The sequence below is a fragment of the Bradyrhizobium manausense genome (assembly GCF_001440035.1).
Lineage (GTDB): Bacteria > Pseudomonadota > Alphaproteobacteria > Rhizobiales > Xanthobacteraceae > Bradyrhizobium > Bradyrhizobium manausense.
On the sequence record NZ_LJYG01000023.1, the window covers coordinates 37,455 to 60,897 of the forward strand.

Sequence of the window (23,443 nt, forward strand, 5' to 3'; positions counted from 1 at the left end):
GACTTGTTTTCCTTGTTCAGCACGCATGACCTACGGCATTACGACGATGACTTGTTCCCTTGCCAGCCTCTCGATCTCGCGCGCGTCGAAGCCGGCATCGATCAAAATCTCGTCTGTATGCTCACCTAGACGTGGCGGTTGGCGCGCCAATCCAGGTCGCTCGCGTTCCGTGCCGAATTCGATGGGCATGGCGGGAAGTCGCGTCATCTCTGTTGTGCCTTCGGCCGTGTGGATCGCAACATCTATCAGCCCGCCATGACTGGTCAGATGTGGATCGTTGAACAGGTCCGTCGGCTTACCGACTGGCGCCCAAGAGACGGACGCGCGTTCGCAACGTGCGGCAATCACCGCCTTCGAAAACGGGGTAAGCGCTTCCTGCACGGCGGGTATGAGCCAGCTGCGATGGCTCGCCCGCATGACATTGGTGGCGAGTTCAGGATTAGCGCCGAGGGCGGTGAGCCCAAATTCCTCGGTGAACCGGTTCCATTGCTTGTCGCTAGTGACGCCGACGAAAATCTGATCGTCGCTCGTGTTGAAAACGTCGTAAATGGCCCAGGCATGGTGGCGCTCCGGCATGGGTTTTGGCGGGTGTCCACTCGCGACCGCGCCGGCCATGTGTGTGACCATGAAGAACGCCGCGCTCTCGAACAGTGCGCTGCTGATCCGTTGGCCTCGACCGGTCGCGTCGCGCTCGCGAAGCGCTGCGAGTGCGGCCGTGGCGCCGAAGATTGCGCCTGCGATATCGTTGACGGAAGCACCCGCGCGCAACGGCCGCCCCGCAGGACCGGTCATATAGGCGAGCCCCGCCTGAAACTGCACAACCTCATCGAGCGCCGGCCGCTGCTCGTAGGGACCCGTGAGGAAACCTTTGAGCGCCAGATAGATCAGACGTGGATTGATCGCTTCCAGGTCAGCATAGCCGCATCCCAGCCGCTCCATCGTGCCGGGCGCGTAGTTCTCGATGACGATATCGGCGTCCTTCACCAGCCGATGGACCGTCGCGCGTCCCTCGCGATGCTTCAGGTTGATCGCGATACTGCGCTTATTGCGGTTGAAGCCGGCGAAGAAACCTGCGCCAAATCCAGGCAAACGGCGCGTGTGGTCGCCGTCAGGCGCAGGCTCGACCTTGATCACATCGGCTCCGAGATCGGCTAGTATCAAGCCAGCGCACGGCCCCATGATCGTGTGGCTGAACTCAAGGACCTTCAGTCCCATAAGCGGCTTAGCGGACACCTGTCGCTTTGCTCCGAAATGAATTGAGGCTTCCGGCGTGGAGTAGCTCGCTCGGCAGGCTGTGGCCGACGATCTCTTCCGCCATCCGTCCGACTTCGATCAGCGCGTCGAGGTCGACGCCCGTACTGATCCCCATCTCCTCGCAAAGCAGCACGAGCTCTTCGGTGCAGATGTTGCCGGCCGCGCCCTTGTGCGCGGCGAAGGGACAACCGCCCAATCCGCCGACAGTCGAGTCGAATTTCGTCACTCCCATGCGCAGGCCCGCCATCGCGTTGGCGATCGCTAGCCCGCGGGTGTCGTGAAGATGCAGCGTGATCCGCTGATGCGGCCACCTGCTTCGCACCTCCCCGAGCAGCTTTTCGACGCGTAGCGGCGTCGCCCAGCCCATCGTATCCGACAGGGAAATGTTGCCGATCGCGACACCGCATTCATCGGCAATGCGAAAGCCGTCGCGAAGGGCAGAGATCACCTGCGCCGGTGTGACATCGCCCTGGAAATTGCAGCCGAACGCCGCCATAACCCCGATCCGCCGCACCGGAACGTTTTTCGCCAGATGGAGGAGGGTCTGCTTGCGCATCGCTTCTAGGTTTTCCGCGTGGCTGCGATGCAGGTTCTTGCGGGTGAACGCATCGGAGGCGGACAGCGCAACCGACCCGAAAAGCGTCAGCTTGTCCGAATGTGCGAGGGCCCGATCGAGACCCTTGTCGTTGAACCAGAGCCCGACATAGTGAACACCGGGGGCCGGCCGAAAGCCGGCGGCAACGTCATCGGCATCCGCCCATCCGGGCACGAGGCGAGGATTGACGAAGGAACAAACCTGGATGTGGCGAAGCCCGGTTTGCGCCAAAGCTTCGATGAGGCGAATCTTGTTCGCGGAGGCAATCGGTCCCGGTTCGATCTGAAAGCCTTCGCGCGGGCCCTCCTCCTGGATCTCCACTTCGTTTGGCAGGTCTGCCATCTATCCTCGCTCGGCGCAGTCGCGACCGCGGCCGCGACTGCGCCTCGATTTCTGCGCTGAGCACAGGATTGCCGCCGTGTTCCTCTTTCGTCCAATACTGATTTGACGGCGTTACCCATATGATTCTTAAATACCAGGATGGATATCCGACAGCTTCGCTATTTCATCGCAGTCGCCGAGGAGCTGAACTTCAGCAGAGCTGCACGCCGTCTCAATCTCAGCCAGCCTCCGCTCAGCCTCCAGATCAAGGCCCTCGAGCATGAGGTGGGCGCGCCGCTCTTTCTGCGCCAACGCCGCGGCGTCGAGTTGAGCCAGGCCGGACAGATCCTGCTTGAACAGGCGCGCGAGGCGCTTGCTAAGCTCGATCAAGCGATGAGGACGGCGCAGCGGGCTGCGCGCGGAGAAGTGGGCCTGCTTCGCATCGGCTATACAGGGTCAGCTCCCATCCACGCGTCGTTCTCGAAGATCTTGCGATATTTTTCGCAAAGCTATCCGGAGATACACCTCGAGCTGCTTCATGCTTCCACCAGTGAACAGGCCGAGATGCTGACCGGCCGGCGGCTGGATCTCGGATTCCTGCGACCCTCCCCGACATATCCGCTCCCCAAGAACGTAACCGTTCGCCGGCTCTGGTCCGACCCGCTGGAGTTGTTTGCACCGAAGGGGCATCCGCTACTGCGCGCGCGCGGCGCTATCGCCGTGCAGGCGCTTAAGCCGCTGCCGTTCATCTTCTTTGCAAATGCCAGCCGACGAGGATTGAATGGCCATGTCGTGCATCTCTGCGGAAGCGCGGGGTTCACGCCCAAGGTGGTTCAGGAAGCCGAGGACGGCGGTGCCATTCTGGGCCTTGTCGCCGCGGGCTTGGGGGTTGCCGTGCTGCCGAAATGCTACGGCAAGATCGTCGTGAGCGATGTCGTGCGGCGCCCTCTGACCTCGGCTGAAGCCAAGAGCGATCTCTACCTCGCCTACAATCAAGACCGCGCGTCCGATCACCTGATGCGATTTGTGACGCTCGGGTCCAGTACGGTCACAGCGGACTGAACCCATCTAAACATCAGATAGACCATATCTGGAGGTTAGGTTTGCTAGACTGAAGGCTTGCCGTTTTGCTGGTCCAAGACCGGAACGCGACGTAGTTTGAGCCCGCGTGATCACAACAGGCTACGGAAGTGTAGTGAAGACAGGCTTCGAGCCCCTAATTCTTGCGACACTTGGCTCTTTGCTCTTGTTATCATCAGCCTTTGCGGGCTGATGACCTTCAGTTCTCCAAGCTCGCCTTCAATTTGGCCGCCTAGCATCAGGGGCACTCTAGCGACATGGTCACCATCGCGGGACGAAGCCGGACAATTTCTGTTAGGGGTGTCGGCGCTGACGAGGATAGCACCACGCAATACGCGCTCCAAGTCCGCTTTCGCGGCGACTTCGCCAAGCAGTGCGACTACCCCCTCGACAAGATCGGCCGGATGCCGGCGACCAGAAATTGCGGGCTCCCTGACATCGTCATGCTCAACGTCTATCTGACTTGAAAGGCAGAAGATGACACCTCGAGCATGACTTGCACTATTCGCCTCCCTCGTAGAACAGCTCGAGTGGCAGGCCGACCAGGGACTTCCCGATCCAGTCCCGCGCGATTACGTTGGACGGCCCCATGGCGATACCGGCCCGGGCATCGCGAAACGACCGTTCGATCGGCCCACGCCGATAACCGTAACCACCGGTTACGGTCAACGCCGCAGCCGCCACCTTGTTGGCTACCTCGGCGGCGTGGACCTTGAACTCCGTCAATGGAATCAGGATCTCGCTCTGCGGCTTTCCAGCGTGCCACAGCTCATCCAGCTTGGCGGCGAGCTCGTTGCGCCATGGTCGCAACGTTTCGACCAGCACCTTCGCTGCGCCGAGCTCCTGACGGATCGCCTGATAGTCCGACAAGTTCTTGTTCTTGTCCTTGTGAACGAAGCTCGATGTATGGGCGACCGCCGCATTGAGAGCACCTCGTGCGACCCCCTCCCACACGGCCCCGAGACCGATCAGATAAACCGGAGAGACACCGTCATAGATGATCTCCTTGCCCTGCCCCTCAGCGCCAAGCCGGTCGCGGCTTGGAACCTTGACGTCCGTATAGCGGATCGGTCCGGAATGATTTGCCCGCACGCCGAGCGCTTCCCAGGGCCCGGCTTCGATTCCGGGCGCCTTGCCATCGACGATAAAGAAAGAGATATCGGTCTGGTCCTTGGCGCCGGGAGAGCGTGTTTGCATCACATAAAAATCGGCATGACCCGAGCTCGTAGTGAAGGATTTCTCTGCGTTGACGACATAGTTGGCGCCGTCGCGCGAAGCCTCGGAGAAGTTGTACCACCAATGTCCGCCCGACGCCCGTTCGCTAGTCGAATATGTGCCGAGCAAAGTGCCGCCTTTCGCTTTGAGCCAACGCTCCTTCTGGTCATCATTGCCGAACAGGTTGATGGTCTGCGCTGCGCCGACATGCATGACGTAAATGAGGCCTGTCGATGCATCATGCAGACCGATCCGATAAGCAGCCTCCGCGAAGTCGCCATGGCTCAATCCGAGTCCGCCGAAACGGAGCTCGTTGAGGACTCCTGTCCATCCGGCCGCAGCCAGAGCCTGAAGATTTTCTCTCGGAAACCGGCCTTCGAGGTCATTGCGCCCTGCATAGAGCTTGACTGTCGTCTCTATCGCTTCGTCAAGGCGCGAATAGATGTCGTTCTCTGCGGCGCGCGCCAGGTTGTTCTTGCTCATGATAGCCTCCTCACTGTCTTCCAATACAACTGTTCAAGCGGCCGCGTGATCGGCCGGTGACGGACCGCGCAAGGCGGCAAGATGTGCCGCGCTCTCCTCAGGACTCCCAAGATAGAGCGCCTTGATCTCGGGGCGCCCGCGCAGATCAGCAGCATCGCCCGACAGCGCCATCGAACCGCCTTCGAGCACGGCGGCGCTGTCGGCGTAACGCAGCGCCACTGTCGAGTTCTGCTCGGCCACCAGGATCGACAATCCTTCTTCGCGGTTGAGCCGTTTCAGCGTGCTGAAGATCGTCTCGACCACAAGTGGCGCAAGGCCCATCGACGGTTCGTCCAGCACCAGGAGCCGCGGGCGCGACATCAAGGCGCGGCCGATCACTGTCATCTGCTGTTCGCCGCCCGAGGTGAGACCCGAGGCAGAGCGCCGGCGCTGTTTCAGGCGCGGAAATAATGTGTAGATGCGTTCAAGTCCTGCCGCGATCTCGCCACGCGACAAGCCTCCTCCAATGCCCCCGGCCACCAGGTTCTCCTCGACGTTGAGCGCACGAAAGCAGTGGCGGCCCTCCAGCACCGGGACCAGACCGAGGCGCACCAGATCGGCGGACGTGAGCGCGGCGGTATCGCGCCCGTCGAACACGACGCGTCCGTGCGTGAGCTGACCGCGCTCGGCATGCAGCAGATTGGAAATCGCCTTGAGCGTGGTGGACTTGCCCGCTCCGTTGGCGCCGAGCAGGGCCACGATCTCGCCGCGGCGCACCGTAAGCGAGACATGGGACAGGGCACGAATGGCATGATTGTAGGTCGCGGCCAAGCCTTCGAGCATGAGAAGATGATCGCTCATGGTGATGATCCGGATTTTCTGGACCAGGAACCGGCGCACCGGCTCCTGGTCGTCTCGGGTCCCTTTTACTCGCTGACTGCCGTGTCGTCAGAGGTGCGGATCTTGATGTTGTGTTCAGCCGCGTAAGCCGCCGCGGACTTCTCGATGGTCGGCCGCAGTGAAGCCCAGTCGGGCGCGATCCAATCCGACACCACCTTCCACTTCACGCCATCCCACTGCTGGAAGGTCACGCGGCCATCGCCTTCGTGATTGTCCCAGGTCACGTTGATGGAATGGAACAACCCTTTGGCGCCAAGCGCCTCGACTCGCGCCGGATCGAGCTGCAGATGCTCGAAGCCCCACCGCACCTCATCGCCGGACAGCGTGCGCTTGCCGAATTTCTGCTGGGCGATCCGGATCGCTTCGACATTGAGGATGCCGTTGACGATGCCGAGGTTGTGATAGACGCTGCCGATCCGCTTCTTGTCGTCGAGATTGCCTTTGCCGGCGCCGTAGACGGTCTTGATGATCTCCTGCAGCACTGGATATTCGGCGCCCGAGGCCTGCGTCGTGATCGCGACATAGCCCTTGGCAGCATCGCCCGCGGGAATGACGTCCTCCTCCGAATTCGACCAGACATTGCCGATGATGTGATCGACCGGGAAGCCGACCTTCTGCGCCGTCTTCAATGCCACCGGGTTCATCACGCCCCAGCCGCGCAAGACCACGTAGTCGGCCTTAGCACGACGGATCGATAGCCACTGTGACTGCTGTTCGTTGCCGGGATGCGGCACTTCGATCTGCTCCAGGGAAAAGCCGTATTTGTCGGCGAGAAGCTGATAGATCGGGATAGTCTCCTTGCCATAGGGCGAGCCGTGATAGAGCACGACGATCTTCTTGCCTTTGAGCTTATCGGTGCCGCCCTCGCGCGTGGCGATGTAGTTCACGATACCCGAAGTTTCGCTGTAGGGATTGAGCAGAAGCGGAAACACATAAGGGAACACGCGACCGTCGGTGGAATCGGTACGGCCGTGGTTGATGGTGATCAACGGCACCTTGTCCTTGGTGATCCGATCGATCATCGCATAGGCGATCCCGACCGAAAGCGGATTCCAGGCCGCAACACCCGGATGGTTCTTCAGCCGCTCATAGACCTCAACGCCGCGCTCGACCTCATACTGCGTCTCGCCCTCCTCCCAGGTCAGCTTGACGCCGTTGACGCCGCCATCGCGGATATTGACCAGATTGAGATAGTCGATGAAGCCGCCGAAAAAGCCGGTGCCGCCGGCCGCGTAGGGGCCGACCCGGTAGCTCTGCAGCGGAAAAAACTGCTCATCGGCGTAAACCGGCAGCGCAGCGCCGATGGCGAGCGCCGCGGCAAGCGCAGCAGTGCGGAGAGATTTGGACAGGAGCATAAATTTTCCTTTCATTCAGGAGACAATTCAATTGTGAATGGGACGGGACTGCGGAGGGAAAACTCGGCGCCGGATCTTGTCCGCGACGCGATCGACCAGCGCGATCAAGCCGCACGGCTCGGCGATCAGTAGGCCAATGATCAGTGCGCCGATGACGATGCGCTGGCTCATCTCCAGCACGCCGGAATCGAAGACGTTGCCGAGCAGTGCGGCGCCAAACCGCGAGAGCAGCAGCGGGAATACGACGATGAACGCCGCGCCGAGAAACGCGCCGCGGATCGAGGCCAGGCCGCCGATTATGATCATGAAGAGGATCTGGAACGAGCGGTCCAGGTTGAAGCCGGCGGGCTCAACGGTGCGCAGATAGGCGAAGGCCCACAGCACCCCGGCGACGCCGATCAGGAACGACGAAACCCCGAAGGCGAGCAGCTTGGTGCGCAGCAGCGGTACGCCGATCACCTTGGCCGCGACCTCGTGGTCGCGTAGAGCCATGAAGTTCCGCCCGACTTGCGAGCGCAGCAGCCGGGTCCCGAGCAGCGTCGCAACAACGACGACGGTCAGCGAGAAGACGTAGCGCCCGACTGCGCCGGAGAAGCTCAGGCCGGCCACCGCCAGCGGCGGCGCGTCGATCACGCCGGATGGATTATTGTTCGAGAACCAGCCGAACTTGGTGAGCGCCCACTGCACAAAGAACTGCGCCGCCAACGTCGACACCGCGAGGTAGAAGCCGCGCAGTCGCAAGCTTGGGAGACCGAATACGATCCCCACCGCAGCAGCGACAAAGCCTGCGGCCACGAGACTGGCGAGAAACGGCAGGCCAGGCAGCCTCAGATTGAAATTATAGGCGGCATAAGCGCCCACCGCGAGATACGCGGCCGACCCGAGCGAGACCTGCCCCGCATAGCCGGTGAGCAAGTTGAGGCCCAGAGCCGCGAGCGCGAGCGCGAGAAACGGCGTCAGCACCGCATCTAACAGGTAGTCGGAGCCCGCGAACGGAATGACGGCGTAGGCGGTGATCAGCAAAACCGCGAGGCCGAAGCGATTCGGCGTGAACCAGCGCACAGCAGCGGAACGAATGGGCGTGGTCATCGGTCAGACCCTTTCCACCAGCTTCTGTCCAAACAGCCCTGACGGACGCAACAGCAGGAAAGCGAGCGCCACTACATAGGCCGCCCACGCCTCGATGCCGCCGCCAAGCAGCGGGCCGACATAGACCTCGGCCAGCTTCTCGATGGCGCCGATCAGGAGGCCCCCGACGATGGCGCCCGCCACCGAATCGAAGCCACCGAGCACCAGCACGGGCAGCGCCTTAAGCACGACGAGCGAAAGCGAAAACTGCACACCGAGGCGCGCGCCCCACAACAGACCCGCGACCAGTGCGACGACCCCCGCTGCGGTCCACACCGCCGCCCAGACGCGGGACAGCCGCAACCCCACCGCTAGTGCGGCGAACTGATCATCGGCGACCGCGCGGAACGCCAGCCCGGTTCGCGTGTAGCGAAAGAAAAGCGCAAAGGCGGTGACCAGCGTCCCGGCAATAGCCGCAGCGAACAGGTCGAACTGGCTGATCAGGACGCCGCCCACCTCGAACGGGATATCTTTGATGCCGAGATCGAGACCGTGGACCTGGGTGCCCCACAACAGCTGCGCGGCGCCCTCGATGACATAAGAGAGGCCCAGCGTCGCCATGAACAGCGCCATCGGCGACTGATTGACCAGCGGCCGCAGCACGACGCGCTCGACGGCCACGCCGAGAGCCACCATGATCACGAGCGTGACCCCCGCGCCGAGCCAGAACGGCACGCCGCGCTCGACCAGGCTCACGAAGGTGAGAGCCGCGAACAGCAGCATCGCTCCCTGGGCGAAGTTCAAGACGCCGGACGTCTTGTAGATCAGCACGAAGCCGATCGCGACCAGCGAGTACATGACGCCCGATAAGAGCCCGCCGACGAGGACCTCAATGAAGAACTGGTAGTCGAACATCAGATCACGAGCTCCGTCTCGCCCTCATGAGCTACACCGAGATAAGCGTCGATCACCGCCTGATCGGACCGCACCTCATCCGGCGAGCCGTCGGCGATCTTGCGGCCGTAATCGAGAACCGCGATTCGATCGGAGAGACCCATGACGACGCCGATGTCGTGCTCAATCAACACAATAGTGGTGTCATACGCGTCGCGCGCATTGCGGACGTGTGCTGCCAAATCCCGTTTCTCTCCGAGAGTCACGCCAGCGAGCGGCTCGTCCAGCAGTAACAGCCGTGGGCGTGCGACGAGCGCTCGTGCGAGCTCCACCCGCTTCAGGATTCCATAAGGGAGCCCGCCTGCGAGCTGATGTTTGACCGCGCCGAGGTGAAGAAACGTAATCGCTTCCTCGGCAGCGGCGCGAGCCTTGGCTTCCTCGCGACGTGCCTGCGGCGTCGACAGGATCTGCCGCACGAAGCCGGCCCGTCGGCAGTGCACGAGGCCCATCATGACGTTATCGAGCACCGACAGGCCCTTGAACAGCGCAAGGTTCTGAAATGTGCGCGCTACGCCGACCGCGGCGAGCCGCGCGGTCGGCACATGCCTGAACCGTTCGCTGCCGAGCTGCACCACGCCGCGACCAGGACGGTAGAGCCCACTCACCACATTGAGCAGCGAGCTCTTCCCGGCCCCGTTTGGACCAATGATGGCCCGGATCTCGCCCTTCGCAACGGCAAGATCGATGCCGTCAAGCGCAGTCACGCCGCCAAAACTGAGCGAGATACTCTGCAGCGTCAATACCGGCGCACCGGCATCGACGCGCACAGCGCCCGCGGCACGAGGCGTTCCCCCCGCTACATTCGAGTGCACGGTGGCGCGCTCGCGCGCACGCGCCACGATCAGGGAGTTACCGGGCGCTGTCGCAATGAGGCTCATACGTCGCCCTACTCCGCCGCCTGAACGTGTGGCGCGCTCTGGGCCTCGAGTTCGCGAACCAGTGGGATCACTTGCTCGCCGAAATATTCGACTTCTTCCTGGAAATGCAGGAAGCCGAGCAGGATCAGGTCGGCACCGGCCCGCTTGAGCTCGAAAATGCGCTCGGCGACCTGCTGCGGCGTCCCGATCAGGTCAGAGCGGAAACCGTCGTTGTATTGAACCAGGTCCTGGAAGGTGGATTTGGCCCAATTGCCTTCGCGCTCGGGGCTGGCATTTCCGGCATTCTGGACCTCGTGATGGAAGCCGCCCACCGCTTCAGGGATTGCCTTGTCGAGGATCTCCTGGAGGACATCCTTAGCTTCCTTTTCGGTCTGCCTGACGATGCCGAATGCGTTGATGCCGATCTTGGTTCGCCAGCTCTTGCCGAACGTCTTTTCCTTGGTCCTGATGTCGTCGACCTGCGCCTTCAGCCCGTCCGGCGTGTTGCCATTTGTGAAGTACCAATCTGACACCCGCGCCGCCATGTCGCGAGCCGCGCGCGAGGAGCCGCCCTGGAAAATCTCCGGCAGAGGATCGAGCGGCTTCGGCTTGAGCGAATAATCACGGAACCGGTAAAAATCACCACCTAGAGTGTAGCTCTCCTGGCTCCAAATCCCACGCAGGGCATTGATGAACTCTTCGGAGCGGCGATAGCGCTCGTCATGATCGAGCCACGGCTCGCCAATGGCATGGAATTCACCGCGGAACCAGCCCGATACGATATTGACCGCAACGCGGGCGTTGGTCAGCTGGCTGATCGTTGCGATCTGCTTCGCGGCCAGCGCTGGATTCCACGGCCCGGGAAGGATCGCGGCGATGACGTTGAGTTTCTCAGTCGCAGCAAGAAGTGCGTGCGAGAAGCTGACGGATTCGTGCTGCTTGTCGGCACCGTAGCCCGCAGTGAAGCGGATTTGGCTCAAGGCGTAGTCGAAGCCGGCCTTCTCGGCGATCTGGGCAAGCTTCCGGTTGTAATCGATATCCCAACTGGTGCGCTGCTCGATAGATGAGATAACAAGGCCGCCGGATACATTCGGGACCCAGTAAGCAAATTTGATCGGGTCGCTGTTCGTGGTCATAACTGTCACCTCAGGTGAATTAGCTTGCGACGATGTGGACAACGGACGGAAATCAGGCACCTCACCGCATGGACGTCGTTCGATACGAACGATCGCACGCCTGTTTCGAAACTAGGCTATGATTTGAAGACGTCTTGGCGATCTGCGGTGCAGTTAAGCCGATGCGAGATTGACATCATCAACAGATCGGCGCACGGGGCCATGCAACACACGGTTCCACATGTATCGGCGCCTGCGGCCTCATCGACGAGATCATTGCAAATCATCGAGCTCCCCTCTCGAGCACCATTGATCGACGATCAATAGTCTCAGAGAAACAACGAGCGCACGAGTCTAAGATCAACTCTTTTTCGTCGTACTCGTAAAAATCGCTTCCTTAGATTTGCGGCAAACGGATCGTTTGTTACTGCACGATGCAGATCTCGTGAGGGACAGCTCGCTTGTCGCCGCTGACAACGACTGCATTGACCGCCCTGATGAAGCCTTTGCTGCGTCCGGCTCTGGCAAAGATATTCTCTCGGTCCATCGCCTCGCAGAACATGAACAGCGTAACTCGTCTTGCATCACATCAATTCATGTCACCGAGCACAGGCTGCGTGGCATCGCGAAAGAAAGCCGATGCGCGAGCAGCTCGATTAAGCATCACTTGCTGATCGAACATTGCAATAGACCTGCGCTTTCACCAACAAGCAGATGAAAGAAGCGTTGGGTATCGACGCCTTGGTGCTTTCGGTCTAACACAGCCGTTCTCGAAACACGGCCCCGCGTGGCCGAGTTGCTCTTTGCGTTGCTGCCTCAGGCGGCCGCAACGGGTCACTGTGGACTGCATCATGACGCGATGTGCGTAGGGGTAGATCTTCCGTGGAAAAAATCTTGAGCGTGAAATCTCGTGGGGCTGGGTGGCGCTCAGTTCTGTCGAACGTGCGTGGTCAGTTGGCGGAAACTGCAGTCGCTCGCGACCGCAGCGGAGGTACAGCCAAGGCGGAGCGCGATCTTCTGCGCCGCTCCGGCCTGCTTCTGTTGTCCGTGCCTTGCGAGTATGGCGGTATCGGCGCATCCTGGATCGATATCTTCGGCGCGGTGCGGGAGTTGGCGCAGGTCGATCCCTCGCTCGCCCATCTCTTCGCCTTCCAACATCTCCAAATCGGCTCGATCCTGCTCTATGCTAGCCGTGAACAGCAGGCGTCGCTGCTGCGTGGCACCGTCGAACAAGGCTGGTTTTGGGGCAACGCGCTCAATCCACGGGACGCGCGCACACACCTCACGGCAGACGGTACAGGATTCCTCCTCGACGGCATCAAGAGCTTCTGTTCCGGCGCTCGAGACTCGGATCGCCTGTTGGTTTCAACACATGATGCCCGAGGCGGATTCCACATCGCTGCCTTGCCAACGGTACGTGAAGGCATCACTGTGCTGGACGACTGGGACAATATGGGCCAGCGGCAGACCGACAGCGGCACCGTGAGCTTTGAGCGTGTTGCAGTGGCGCAGCATGAAGTGCTGGGGCCGCCTGGTCCCTTCGGTACGCGTGCGTCGCTCCGCGCCTGCCTCGCCCAGACCGTGCTGGGCATGATCTATCTGGGCATTGCGCAGGGAGCGCTTGAGCAGGCGATTACTTTCACGCGAGAGCAATCGCGGCCTTGGCCGGGATCGGGTGTCGAGACAGCATTGGAAGATGCTTATATTCAACAACACTATGGCGAGTTTCATGTCGCGCTTGCCGGCGCCGAGGCCCTCTCGGAGCGTGCACTTGCGCAGTTGAAGGCTGCCTGGGATGAGGGCGACAAACTTGGCGCCGAAGGTAGAGGAGAGGCGGCGGTGGCAATCGCCACTTTTAAAGTTGCCGCGATGAAGGCGGGGCTCGATATCGCAACACGACTGTTCGAGGTTACAGGCGCGAGAGCTACCCACGCACGCCATGGCTTTGACCGCTATTGGCGCAACCTACGAACCCATTCGTTGCACGATCCGGTTGACTACAAGCTGAAAGATCTGGGCTGCTTCATCCTGACCGGCCGCTACCCGGTTCCGGGATTCTATTCCTAACAAGAAGCGATCGCCGACGCCTTCCGAGCATTCACGCCAAACGAAGGCACCAACGCCGTAGGATACCGTTCAACCGGTTTCGTGGACTGCTACGCGGCCGGTTTGGCGTGTGATATGGCCCTGGACTTTGCGAACGGTCAACAGCCGGCACAAATGACGATGGGTCACCACGATTGTGAAAGCCAGTTAATATGAGGGGGCCGGATCCAGCGCTTCCTGCTCCAGGTGACGCACGTCAGATCCGAACGCCAACCACTCCGCAAGCTCACAAATTGCACTGTCGGATTTTGCGATCGAGACGAGACTCGGATCGGCATCTGCCGGCTGGCCCGCTCGCTCGGCCAGCTCCCTGGTCATCAAGTGAGGACGGGGCCCGCGGGGCAGATTTTGCTCAAGATTCCTGAAGATCCGCAGGCCGCCGGCGTCCACATCACCGCAGCGAAGGAACGGCACCTCGGCCGGCAGGAGCTTCAGAACCTTAGCTAGAAGCTCGATGCCCCCGACGTCGGGAAGCCGCCGGTGTACATGACCAGGCTGCCGTCCTCGATCTCGCGAACCTGCCGATTGAAGCTCGCGTAATTCTCGACTGTCAGGATGGCGGTCGCCGCTCCAAGATCGACAGCTGCGAGAGCATCTCCGGATGGACTGAGGCGAACGGCTTGGCACAGCTATCGATCAGACGACCGAGCCCCCATCCAAGGCAATAGGCCCTCTTATATGAACAGGATGACTGAAACGCTCCAGCCCCATGTTCGTCCAGACGACGTCGGCCGCCGCGCCAGGCTGGCCGATCCGAACGGCGATGACGGCGGCAAGCCTCGATGCGTGGCGATCGAAGGCCTTCGGATCGTCCGTTGCCTTGAGAGAGAAGGTACGCGCGTACAGTCCGCGAGCCTCCTCTCGCGAGATGGACGCAAGCAACGTGAAGAACTCCGTGGTGGCATCGGCCTGAGCGACTGTTAGGCGATAGGCGGTCTCGCCGCGAGACCAGCTAGCGGTCATCTCGTCCAATAGGGTTTCGACCCACGGTTCGCCGGCCGCTGCGACAGGAAGCAAGTCTTCTGATGCGTTGCGCGGTCGCCGGCGCAGTCGGACGTCCGAGATGCCTGGCGAGCAGCTCAGGATCGCGAGCGCGGACTCGCTCGATCAGGTGGTCCCGCTCCCTCTTGCCCCGCTGCACCTCAACGGCGCCGAACGTCTCCGCTGCGCAACGGCTCACCAGCTGCGCTGTCGAGAGCCTGTCGTACTCCGGGGCTGCGGTTGCCGGCCGTGAGCGATCAGGGTTGCGCTCGCTCCGCTCCAGCAGCCGCTCGAGGAATTCGACGCCCGGATCCGTCGTACGAACGTCGCTCATTCCGCAGCCTGGTCCCGCGGGACAGCTTCAGCCTTCTCGGCAGCGATCAGCTCGGATTTGAACACGTCGAAGCCCTTGCGGTATGGATCGATGGCAACGATGGCGTCGCGGGCCTTCTCCGTCAGGAATCCGGTGTCGATCATAACCTGATTGCCCAGCCTGTTCACGTTCACGACAGTGTCGACCACTTCCATGAACACATGACGCTTTTCGTCGGGGTAGCCAGCATGACCTGGAGTCAGAGATCACGCATAAATTCCGAACACTGGCCGATGGCCTTAAGGCGGTTGAAGGCCTCGTCAAAGATGGCAAGTGACAGTCCGCTCTCGCCGTGCGCCGGTTCTGGTAGCCGAAGCGAGGGCGCTCCAGGGCGATCGCCCTCATGCGCTGGCGAAGGCCGGCTTCGTCCGCGCGGGTCGTCCGGTATCTCATGGTCATGCGGCAGCAGCCGATGACTTTACACGCTCGCCGTTCGCTCATTCCGAAGGCGCCTCGGAGATGGACGACAGCTTTCCGCTTAGCTGCGGGCGCGTCCTCCTCCTTCATCATAGAAAGGTCAGATCAAAAAGAGGAGAGTATCATGGCCCATCGCAATTTGCCGCGACCGGCGGCTTCTATGGAATCGACATTGGGCAAGAGCCTGTTCCACGCCGTTGGCCTGAGCTGCGACGCCACACCTGTTCAGAAAGTTCGCTTTCGACGGGACACCCTTCTTCAGTTCTTTGCTCGCGCACAACCAAGCATAGTTGGCATGGAATCCTGCGCCGGTTCACAGTGGCTCGCTCGGAAGATACAGGCACTTGGTCACAAGGTGCGCCTGATCCCCGCGCAATTCGCGAAACCTTACGTGAAGTCAAATAAGAACGATATCATCGACGCCGAGGCGATCGCCGAGGCCGCGACGCGACCGCCAATGCGCTTCGTCGCCGTGAAGGAGAAGGGCCAGGTCGATCTTCAAGCGCTGCATCGAATCCGTGACCAGATGGTCGGCTCGAGGACACGCCTGATCAATCAGATGCGGGCTTTCTGCCTCGAGTACGGTGTACCTTTGCGTCAGGGTGCCGGAATATTCAAACTCGAGTGCCGCGCGCTTTGAATGACGAAGGAAACGATTTGTCACCAGTGATGCGTCGCCTGGTGGGCGATCTCTTCGCCGATTTCCGCCGCCTCGAAGAACGGATCCGCGAAGTGACAAAGGAGATCGAAGCGGTCGCCGATCGAGAGGACGTCACGCGCCGGCTGATGACAATCCCTGGTATCGCGCATTGGGTGCGACCACCGTACTTGCCGCGATGGGTGATGGGCTGCAGTTTCGCAAGGCCCGCGACCTTGCTGCCTGGCTGGGGTTAGTGCCCAGGCAATACTCGACCGGCGGAAAACAGACGTTGCTTGGCGTCAGCAAACGCGGCAACCGTTATGTGAGAAAGCTTCTAGTGCATGGCGCACGATCCTGCTTCCGGCATTTGGACCGGACGCGCGATCGCCTAGGAAGCTGGCTCGACAGGCTGCAGGCTCGGATGCATCCGAACAAGGCTGTTGTCGCTCTAGCCGCCAAGATGGCCCGCATTGTCTGGGGGGTCTTGAACAAGCCTGAAGCTCTCTACGACCGCAGAGATCCTGCTTTCACCTGACGCTTCTGGCTTCGATTGCAAGGCTCAGGAACAGTGATGACGAAACAGTGGATCAACATGCCGTAAGCCCTGTGCAAAAAAGCGGGCTTCGTGCCCGAACCATTTATTGGGAACGGCGTGCGCGGATCTCATCATGGCCTGGCTGCAACAGCAGTCCACTCGCGAGAGGCCGGATACATTTATGCAACTGAAAGCGTCATTTTTGCTGTTACGAACCCTTGCACGGACGGGGCCGACCATACATTCTTTCCCAAGAGGTCCTTCAAGGCCGCATTGTCCAGCATGGCGTCAGCCAGCAGCCGCTTCAGCCGCGTGTTCTCGTCCTCCAGCATCCTCAGCCGCTTGGCCTCCGAGACCTCCAGCCCACCGAACTTGGCCTTCCATTTGTAGATGCTGGCATCGCTAACGCCATGCTTGTGGCACAGATCGGCGACCGAAACGCCGGCCTCATGCTCCTTCAAATCCCGACGATCTGCTCGTCCAAAAAGCGGCTGCGCTTCATGCTCTTGCCCTGTTGTGGGCCAGAACGAACTTCAAACTGGATTAAGCCCGTGGGGCAAGGTCACCTGTTTTCCTAGAATAGCTTATGAGAAAACCTGCCATCCGGCCGCTTGTTACCCAATGGTACGATCCGCTGCCAGAAGAGAAGCGAGCGCGCCCCAGCTCTATGAGTTCAAGACGTGGCCTTCAAAGAAACACTACTCGCACTACCTGAACTTCCGCTAACGCAAGAGTTGAAGGGCGAAGCCAGTGGCTCTTCACGCCATCGTCAGCGAGTTATACCGACTCTCGATGAGGAAGTCGGATCACGTTAGAACTGCTTGCGAGGTATCGGCCCCAAGCGTCCATCAGCTGCCGTCGCTTCTTCAACGCATTGCCCCGCCGATAAGCTTGCTCCGTTTCGTCTCCCACCTTGTGTGCTAGTGCCATCTCTGCGATTTCACGCTCGAAGCGGGTCTCATCACCTGCCCAATCGCGGAAGCTGGACCGGCACCCGTGAGTTGTCATCCTCGGATAGACGGCTTTGAGGGCATGGAGCACGGCATTCATACCGAGCGGCTTCGCATGGTCTTTTGACCAATGCCCGGCGAATACATAGGCCTCGCGCACAGCCTCCTTCGGGATGACCGCTTTTAAAATCGCAACCGCGCGGTCGCAGAGAGGCACTTGGAAATTTTTGCCTTCTGCATGGTCTTCGGTTTTCATCCGTTCTGCAGGGATGGTCCAAAGCCTCTCTGCGAAGTCCACCTCGCGCACCCGCATCAGGCGGGCTTCTCCGGTCCGGACCGCCGTCAAGATGATGTATTCAGCCGCAAGATTGACGGCGGTGTCCGCCGCTTCGTGGTTGGCCTGTAGCGCCTGAACAATGCCGGGGACGTCCTTGTAGGGCGCGGCCTTATGATGGCGCTTCGAGCGCTTTGACTTCGGTAAGAGCGGCTTCAGAGTCCTCCACATGGCGGGGTTCTTACCCGACCGAAGACCTTTGGCCTCCGCAGCGTCAAGCACGCGCTCAATCCGGCTTCGCGTTTCGCGCGCCGTGCGGTTGATCGTAATCCATATGGGCGACAAGATCCGCAACACATCGTTCACCGTGATATTGGCGAGTTCGATATCCCGGATTGGCTTGCACCGGACCTTCAGGTCCCGTGTCCAGTCAGCCAGCGTGTTTTTGCCTTTGAAGCCCGCCTTGATCGATAGGAGGAAGGCATCCGCGAATTCTCCGAACCTGACAGTCGCAATTACCTCGGCGCGCCGCTCCGCCACTGGGTCCTTGCCTTCGGCCAGTTTCTTTCGTGTGTCTGCGGCCTTGAGGCGGGCATCCGCCAGCGAGATGCCGTCCCTGCCTTTGCCCTTAGCGGCGCCTAGTCCGATTTCACGGCGCTTGCCCGTGCCGCGCGCGCGGTACAGGAAAATCCATTGGCGCCGCGCATGTGCTCCAGCCTCAATCGCGAGGTAAAGCCCACCCCCGTCGCTGTGGCGGCCGGGCTCAACGATAATCTCAGCTTCCCGAGCGGACAGCTTGTGCAACTGTCTTTTTGCCATTACCGCCCCACCAACCGCCCCACCATTGAACACGGATTGCAGCGGAAGGCGGCGAACGTCCGTGAACGGCGGCGAATTTCGAGTGACGCCATTATAGCAGAGCTTACAATGGGTTAGAAGCCTCGGCGAACGGTTGAGGACGAGAATGGAATTTCACCGCGGACGCGGTGATGCCAGTCGCGCCTTACTTTTGTCTGGGGCTCACTTGGCTTGCGGACTATTTTGCTTGCGGACTATTTGGCTTGCAGACTATTTGGCCTTCCCCGCCAGCCAGTCCCGTCCCTCGCCATAGAGCTTCTCGACCTCGGGACCGATCAGGCCCGGCATGTCGCGCTTGACCTTGTAGCCGATCAGCTCCTGCATGTAGGCGAGATGCCGATAGCCTTCGGGCAGCGCGGCGAGCGCCCGCTGGTCGAGGCGAAGGCTCGCGGCGGGGTCGACCGGGTCGATCCGGTCCTTCTCATAGATCGGCTGGCGGCGGACGATGCCCCACTGGTCCTTGCGCTTCTCCAGGCAATCGTAGAACCGCCCAGTGCAGACGACGTCGCAAAGCACGTCGTGTACCAGGGCCCGCTGCGAGATCGTCATCTTGGTTTGCGCGATGGCACGCTCGCCCGAAAGGTCGATGCTGGTGCCGCCGAGGAAATGCAGGATGCGGACGCCCCTGGCAAAGCCTTCCTGGCTGACCCGCATGAACTCCCGTGCCGGCCCCTGAAACCAGGTCGCGGACATCCAGCCCTCTTCGTGCCAGACGGTGGCAAACCGCTCCCAGTCGCCGGCATCGCGCCACACTGCCCAGTTCTCGACGAGGTCACGAATGGCGAGGCGGTCGAGCAGTTGCGGGTCCATGGGCTCGTCTCCAATTTGGGCAATGGGTGAGGTATGAGCGGCGAATTCGATGCCCGTCAAGCGGACACGAAAAATCCGGCGTGCCCTGCAGCACGCCGGATCAAACCTTCGACGCCAAATGGCGGCCCGTTTTCTTACGCCGCCGGTGCCTTCGGCGCGCGGTTGCGCGAGTTGCGCTGGAAGAACAGCGCCTGGCTCGCCACGGCCGACACCATCGCGGGCTGGAACGGCTTTGAGATCAGGAACGCCGGCTCCGGCCGCTCGCCGGTGAGGAAGCGCTCTGGGTACGCGGTGATGAACACCACCGGCACCTCGAAGGTGCGCAGCAATTCGTTGACCGCATCCAGGCCCGACGAGCCGTCGGCGAGCTGGATGTCGGCGAGGATGAGGCCCGGCCGCTTGTTCTTGGCCAGCGCCACCGCATCGGCATGGGTGCGCGCGACGCCGACGACATTGTGGCCGAGATTCTTCACCAGGCTCTCGAGGTCCATGGCGATGAAGGTCTCGTCCTCGATGATCAGCACGTCGGTTGCGATCTCCGCCGCCATCTCGCGGCCGGCCGCATCGGCCAACCGGCGCGTCTCGGCAACATCGGTGCCGAGGATGAAGGCGACTTCCTCTTCCGAAAAGCCCTCGAGCGAGAGCAGCAGGAAAGCCTGTCGCGGCAGCGGCGTGATATTGGACAGCCGGCGTTCCGGCGGCATCGGCAACGTCGCCACCTCGGAATCGTCATTGACCGAAACCGAATTCCAGATCTGGGTGAACAGCCGGAACAGGCCGGCCCGCGGGCCATGGCTCTCGTCGAGCACGCTGGGATCTCCCAGCATGGCTTCCAACATGGCTGCGACATAGGCGTCGCCTGAGGCCTGGCTGCCGGTCAGGGCGCGCGCATACCGGCGCAGCAACGGCAAGTGTTCAGCAACGAGCTGTGAACGGGACATCCCCACTCCATTCATCATCGGACCAACCTTGAGAAACCAGGCAATACGAGGGGAGGCCCGGGTTCCCCTGCTGGGGCTGATTACGCCTCAGCATAAGAAAAGTTCCCATTGGCTGGGAACTTTTTGTCGAACGTCGAATTGAACTCGTCCAGGGAACGGCTCCCGGTTGAGAAAACTTCTCTATTTTGCAGTCACTTAACTCGGGGAAACGTGGAACAGGTCATGAAAGATCTCAAGCAAGCCAGCAAAAGCACGACCCCCGGCAAGGGAGGCCTCACTCCGGAGATTCAATCCCGGATCGGCCATCAACTGCGCGCGATGTATGATGACGTTGTGCGGCAGGGGGTTCCGGACCGGTTCGCGGAGCTCATCAAAAAGCTTGATGCGCCGGGTGGGTCTCCAAACGAGAATGGGGCTGGGGGCTCCAACGACAACACTGGGAGGGACTAATGCCTCTCACAAACTCCCTGCGTGACGACATTCTGGCGGCCGTGCCAAGCCTGCGCGCATTCGCCATATCGCTCAGCGGCAATGCCGACCGCGCCGATGATCTGGTGCAGGAGACGCTGCTCCGCGCGCTCGCCAACATCGACTCGTTCCAGCCCGGCTCCAATCTGCCGGCGTGGTTGTTCACGATCCTGCGCAACCTGTTCCGCTCCGATTATCGCAAGCGGCGGCGCGAGGTCGAGGATGCCGAGGGCAACTATGCCAAGACGCTGAAGACGCAGCCCTCGCAGAACGCCCATCTCGAGTTCGAGGAGTTTCGCAGCGCGCTCGACAAGCTTCCGCAGGACCAGCGCGAGGCCTTGATCCTGGTCGGCGCCTCCGGCTTCTCCTATGAGGATGCGGCCTCGATCTGCGGCTGTGCCGTCGGCACCATCAAGAGCCGCGTCAACCGCGCGCGCTCGAAGCTCGCCGCGCTGCTCTATGTCGACGGTGCCGAGGATTTCGGGCCCGACGAGACCGTGCGCGCCGTGATCGGCGGCAGCGGCGGGTAGCGGCGCGCCTCACCAGGCTCAAGGCGACAGCTCGCGAAGGCGGCCGTTTGCGCGGCCGCCTTTGCACGCGTCTGGCTCACGTCTCGACGAAGGTCACGGTGTCGGCAACGCTCGCGCGCGAGGTGCGGTAGCTGTTGACCTTGTGCGCATGATCCGCATAGCCGAGCGAGATGCCACAGACGACGCGACGATCGTCAGGCAGGTTGAAGTGGCGGCGGATCAGGCCGGAATGGCGCGCCAGCGCGGCCTGCGGGATGGTCCCGAGCCCGAGCGCTTGCGCCGCGAGCATGAAATTCGAGACATAGGCACCGCAGTCGATGGCACCGTAGATGCCGAGCGGTTCATGGGTGTGAATGATCGCGACATGCGGGGCGCCGAAGAAGTTGTAATTCTCCAGCGCCTGTTTTGCGTACGCCGTCTTGTCGCCGCGGGCGATCCCGAGCGTGTTGTAGAGCTGAAAGCCGCTCTCGCGGCGGCGCTCGAGATAGACGCCGACATATTCGCGCGGCGGGGTGAAATCATAATCGTCGCCAAGGCCGCCTGAGGCCTCCTTGTAGATCGCTTGCCGGAACCGCTCCTTGGCCTCGCCGCTGGCGATGACCACCTGCCAGGGCTGGCTGTTGCACCAGGACGCGGTGCGCTGCGCCGTGGTCAGCACATGCTCGATGGTGGCGCGGTCGACTTCCTTGGGCAGAAAGGCGCGAACGGAGTAGCGCTCGTTGAGCAGCTCTTCGAGCACGCCGATGCGGTCTTCGGTGGAGTGGCGGGCGTTGGGTACTTTGGCATCCATCAATTTGCTCGCTCTCGTAGGGTGGGCAAAGGCGCATCGCGCCGTCCCCACCGACAGACTTTCCCCGGCACACCTGCATATGGTGGGCACGCTTCGCTTTGCCCACCCTACGAGACTGTGAATCTTTTGTACCGCGTGTCGGGCGAATGTGATTCTCTAGGCAGACTGATCTGCTGGAGAGGATGATGGCTGACGAGGGACTTTTTGGCGAATTGCCGGATCAGTCGGCGCCACGAACCGAAGCGGTGCCGCGGGGTGCACCTCGGCTGCGCGAGCCCGTGCGCAATCAGGTCGAATTGCGGGCGGTCGATATCGACAGCCTGATCGGGCAGGATCATCTGGCCCGGGTGATCTGGGCTTATGTCGAGGGGCTCGACCTGAGCGAGCTGGAAGATCGGGTTAAGGCACGGGAAAACAGGCCGGGCCATCCGGCGCCATCACCCCGGCTGCTGCTGGCGCTTTGGCTGTACGCCACGAGCGATGGCGTTGGCAGCGCGCGGGCGTTGGATCGGCTCTGCGACAGTCACGACGTCTACCGCTGGCTCTGCGGCGGCGTGTCTTTGAACTATCACACACTGTCGGATTTCCGGGTCGGCTGCGCGGACCTGCTGGACCGTTTGCTGGTCGAACATCTGGTGGCTCTGAATGAGGCAGGGCTGATTGATCTGGAGAAGCTGACCCAGGACGGGGTGCGGATACGGGCGAATGCGGGGGCCGGCTCGTTCCGGCGGGAGGCAACGCTCGGCCGGCAGATGGCCCAAGCGAAGGCTGTGGTGGAAGAGCTCAAGCGCGAGGTCGATGCGGATCCGGAAGCCAGCAGCCGGCGTATCAGGGCGGCCAGAGAGCGCGCGGCACGCGAACGCAGTGAGCGGGTGCAGGCTGCGCAGAGGGCTTTGGACGAGATCAAGCGGAAGCGCAAGCAACTCGACGAAAAAGGCGGCAATGGCAAAAAGCCGAAGGAGCCCCGGGCCTCCACCACCGACCCGCAGGCAAGGGTGATGAAGATGGCAGATGCCGGCTTCCGCCCCGCCTACAATGTGCAGGTGGCCAGCGCGGCCGGCGAACTGATCGTGGTCACGGTCGACATCGACAACAACGGATCAGATCGCGGCTTGATGCGGCCGATGCTGGAGCGAACGCGCACTCGGCTGAAGCGCTTGCCGCGTCGCTACCTCGCCGATGGCGGGTTCTGCAGCGGCGAGGACATCGAATGGGCGCACGGTGAAGGCGTCGAGGTCTACTGTCCTCCGCCCAACTCCAGGAGCGGTGTCGATCCCTTTTTACCTCGGAGCAGCGACGGTCCTGGCGTCGCGGCCTGGCGGGCCCGCATGGCCAGCGAAGCCGGCAAGGCACAGTACAAAGCCCGCACGATCTGCGAATGCATCCATGCCCGGTGGCGGAACTGGGACCTCAGGCAATTGACCGTGCGCGGCATCGAGAAGGTCCGTGCCGTCGTGCTCTGGTACGCCCTCACCAACAACATCCTGCAAGGACACCAACTGGCAAAAGCATAGACAGCACAGCCATCCCCCGGCGGTTCGACATCGACGGCCCCCGACATCAGCGCGGGCGCTACCCACTCTTTAATATCGAA

At 61.5% G+C, this 23,443-nt stretch carries 23 protein-coding genes and 3 pseudogenes; 7 read left to right on the forward strand and 19 right to left on the reverse strand.

Annotation, left to right across the window (positions count from 1 at the left end; genetic code table 11):
- Nucleotides 1–30: 30 nt before the first annotated feature.
- A complete protein-coding gene (locus tag AOQ71_RS04635; RefSeq protein ID WP_083513934.1) occupies nt 31–1,215 on the reverse strand; it encodes a CaiB/BaiF CoA transferase family protein in 1,185 nt (394 codons plus the stop codon).
- Between the two features lie 7 nt (nt 1,216–1,222).
- On the reverse strand, nt 1,223–2,191 hold the full coding sequence (locus AOQ71_RS04640) for a hydroxymethylglutaryl-CoA lyase (RefSeq protein WP_057742522.1): 969 nt from the start codon (nt 2,189–2,191) through the stop codon (nt 1,223–1,225).
- A 138-nt stretch (nt 2,192–2,329) separates the two neighbouring features.
- Here AOQ71_RS04640 and AOQ71_RS04645 point away from each other — a divergent pair, with 138 nt between their 5' ends.
- Together AOQ71_RS04645 and AOQ71_RS04650 are read left to right on the forward strand one after the other, a co-directional pair.
- Nucleotides 2,330–3,232, forward strand: coding sequence for a LysR substrate-binding domain-containing protein (locus AOQ71_RS04645; RefSeq protein WP_057742525.1), 903 nt, complete (start codon nt 2,330–2,332; stop codon nt 3,230–3,232).
- Nucleotides 3,233–3,507: 275 nt separating this feature from the next.
- A complete protein-coding gene (locus tag AOQ71_RS04650; RefSeq protein WP_057742528.1) occupies nt 3,508–3,717 on the forward strand; it encodes a hypothetical protein in 210 nt (69 codons plus the stop codon).
- 34 nt (nt 3,718–3,751) lie between these two features.
- Here AOQ71_RS04650 and AOQ71_RS04655 read toward each other — a convergent pair whose 3' ends face one another.
- The 7 genes from AOQ71_RS04655 to sfnG all read right to left on the reverse strand — a co-directional run bounded on the left by AOQ71_RS04655 (nt 3,752) and on the right by sfnG (nt 11,197).
- Nucleotides 3,752–4,948, reverse strand: coding sequence for an acyl-CoA dehydrogenase family protein (locus AOQ71_RS04655; protein WP_057742531.1), 1,197 nt, complete (start codon nt 4,946–4,948; stop codon nt 3,752–3,754).
- 33 nt (nt 4,949–4,981) lie between these two features.
- Complete coding sequence (locus AOQ71_RS04660) at nt 4,982–5,788, reverse strand: ABC transporter ATP-binding protein (RefSeq protein WP_057742562.1); 807 nt, start codon at nt 5,786–5,788, stop codon at nt 4,982–4,984.
- Between the two features lie 65 nt (nt 5,789–5,853).
- Complete coding sequence (locus AOQ71_RS04665; protein ID WP_057742534.1) at nt 5,854–7,182, reverse strand: ABC transporter substrate-binding protein; 1,329 nt, start codon at nt 7,180–7,182, stop codon at nt 5,854–5,856.
- 27 nt (nt 7,183–7,209) lie between these two features.
- Nucleotides 7,210–8,271, reverse strand: coding sequence for a branched-chain amino acid ABC transporter permease (locus AOQ71_RS04670; RefSeq protein WP_057742537.1), 1,062 nt, complete (start codon nt 8,269–8,271; stop codon nt 7,210–7,212).
- 3 nt (nt 8,272–8,274) lie between these two features.
- Nucleotides 8,275–9,165 (reverse strand): branched-chain amino acid ABC transporter permease, encoded by an 891-nt coding sequence (locus tag AOQ71_RS04675; RefSeq protein WP_057742539.1) that lies wholly within the window; start codon nt 9,163–9,165, stop codon nt 8,275–8,277.
- Nucleotides 9,165–10,082: an ABC transporter ATP-binding protein gene (locus tag AOQ71_RS04680; protein ID WP_083513935.1), complete on the reverse strand. Its 918-nt coding sequence runs from the start codon at nt 10,080–10,082 to the stop codon at nt 9,165–9,167. The genes AOQ71_RS04675 and AOQ71_RS04680 overlap by 1 nt, the downstream gene beginning before the upstream one ends.
- Nucleotides 10,083–10,090: 8 nt before the next feature.
- A complete protein-coding gene (sfnG, locus tag AOQ71_RS04685; RefSeq protein WP_057742541.1) occupies nt 10,091–11,197 on the reverse strand; it encodes a dimethylsulfone monooxygenase SfnG in 1,107 nt (368 codons plus the stop codon).
- An 879-nt stretch (nt 11,198–12,076) separates the two neighbouring features.
- On the opposite strand from sfnG, the gene AOQ71_RS04690 reads away from it, so the two are divergent.
- Nucleotides 12,077–13,243, forward strand: coding sequence for an acyl-CoA dehydrogenase family protein (locus AOQ71_RS04690; RefSeq protein ID WP_057742566.1), 1,167 nt, complete (start codon nt 12,077–12,079; stop codon nt 13,241–13,243).
- A gap of 186 nt (nt 13,244–13,429) precedes the next feature.
- Here the strand turns inward: AOQ71_RS04690 and AOQ71_RS49610 are convergent, their stop codons facing one another.
- From AOQ71_RS49610 to AOQ71_RS47180, 5 genes and pseudogenes are all read right to left on the reverse strand, one after another.
- Complete coding sequence (locus AOQ71_RS49610; protein ID WP_347336678.1) at nt 13,430–13,696, reverse strand: Wadjet anti-phage system protein JetD domain-containing protein; 267 nt, start codon at nt 13,694–13,696, stop codon at nt 13,430–13,432.
- Nucleotides 13,697–13,725: 29 nt separating this feature from the next.
- Entirely contained in the window at nt 13,726–13,911 is a 186-nt protein-coding gene (locus AOQ71_RS49880; RefSeq protein ID WP_347336679.1) for a Wadjet anti-phage system protein JetD domain-containing protein, read from the reverse strand.
- A 7-nt stretch (nt 13,912–13,918) separates the two neighbouring features.
- Nucleotides 13,919–14,245: a DUF3322 domain-containing protein gene (locus AOQ71_RS47170; protein ID WP_245316714.1), complete on the reverse strand. Its 327-nt coding sequence runs from the start codon at nt 14,243–14,245 to the stop codon at nt 13,919–13,921.
- A 348-nt stretch (nt 14,246–14,593) separates the two neighbouring features.
- Complete coding sequence (locus tag AOQ71_RS47175; protein WP_057742543.1) at nt 14,594–14,791, reverse strand: hypothetical protein; 198 nt, start codon at nt 14,789–14,791, stop codon at nt 14,594–14,596.
- Nucleotides 14,792–14,939: 148 nt separating this feature from the next.
- Nucleotides 14,940–15,140, reverse strand: a pseudogene (locus tag AOQ71_RS47180) (IS3 family transposase); the annotation flags it as partial.
- A 37-nt stretch (nt 15,141–15,177) separates the two neighbouring features.
- Here AOQ71_RS47180 and AOQ71_RS04705 point away from each other — a divergent pair.
- Nucleotides 15,178–16,228: pseudogene (locus AOQ71_RS04705) on the forward strand (IS110 family RNA-guided transposase).
- 239 nt (nt 16,229–16,467) lie between these two features.
- Here AOQ71_RS04705 and AOQ71_RS04710 read toward each other — a convergent pair.
- The 4 genes and pseudogenes from AOQ71_RS04710 to AOQ71_RS04725 form a co-directional block, all read right to left on the reverse strand.
- Nucleotides 16,468–16,730, reverse strand: a pseudogene (locus AOQ71_RS04710) (transposase); the annotation flags it as partial.
- 275 nt (nt 16,731–17,005) lie between these two features.
- Nucleotides 17,006–18,271, reverse strand: a complete 1,266-nt coding sequence (locus AOQ71_RS04715) for a tyrosine-type recombinase/integrase (RefSeq protein WP_057742546.1) — start codon at nt 18,269–18,271, stop codon at nt 17,006–17,008.
- Between the two features lie 249 nt (nt 18,272–18,520).
- Entirely contained in the window at nt 18,521–19,120 is a 600-nt protein-coding gene (locus AOQ71_RS04720; protein ID WP_057742548.1) for a nuclear transport factor 2 family protein, read from the reverse strand.
- Between the two features lie 134 nt (nt 19,121–19,254).
- Entirely contained in the window at nt 19,255–20,061 is an 807-nt protein-coding gene (locus AOQ71_RS04725) for a response regulator (protein WP_057742550.1), read from the reverse strand.
- A gap of 222 nt (nt 20,062–20,283) precedes the next feature.
- Between AOQ71_RS04725 and AOQ71_RS04730 the strand changes: the two genes are divergently transcribed.
- Entirely contained in the window at nt 20,284–20,511 is a 228-nt protein-coding gene (locus tag AOQ71_RS04730) for a NepR family anti-sigma factor (protein WP_057742568.1), read from the forward strand.
- Nucleotides 20,511–21,059, forward strand: a complete 549-nt coding sequence (locus AOQ71_RS04735) for a sigma-70 family RNA polymerase sigma factor (protein ID WP_083513939.1) — start codon at nt 20,511–20,513, stop codon at nt 21,057–21,059. The genes AOQ71_RS04730 and AOQ71_RS04735 overlap by 1 nt, the downstream gene beginning before the upstream one ends.
- Before the next feature lie 76 nt (nt 21,060–21,135).
- Here AOQ71_RS04735 and AOQ71_RS04740 read toward each other — a convergent pair whose 3' ends face one another.
- Nucleotides 21,136–21,849, reverse strand: a complete 714-nt coding sequence (locus tag AOQ71_RS04740) for a nitroreductase (RefSeq protein WP_057742553.1) — start codon at nt 21,847–21,849, stop codon at nt 21,136–21,138.
- 182 nt (nt 21,850–22,031) lie between these two features.
- On the opposite strand from AOQ71_RS04740, the gene AOQ71_RS04745 reads away from it, so the two are divergent.
- Complete coding sequence (locus AOQ71_RS04745) at nt 22,032–23,363, forward strand: IS1182 family transposase (RefSeq protein WP_057742559.1); 1,332 nt, start codon at nt 22,032–22,034, stop codon at nt 23,361–23,363.
- Nucleotides 23,364–23,443: the final 80 nt, after the last annotated feature.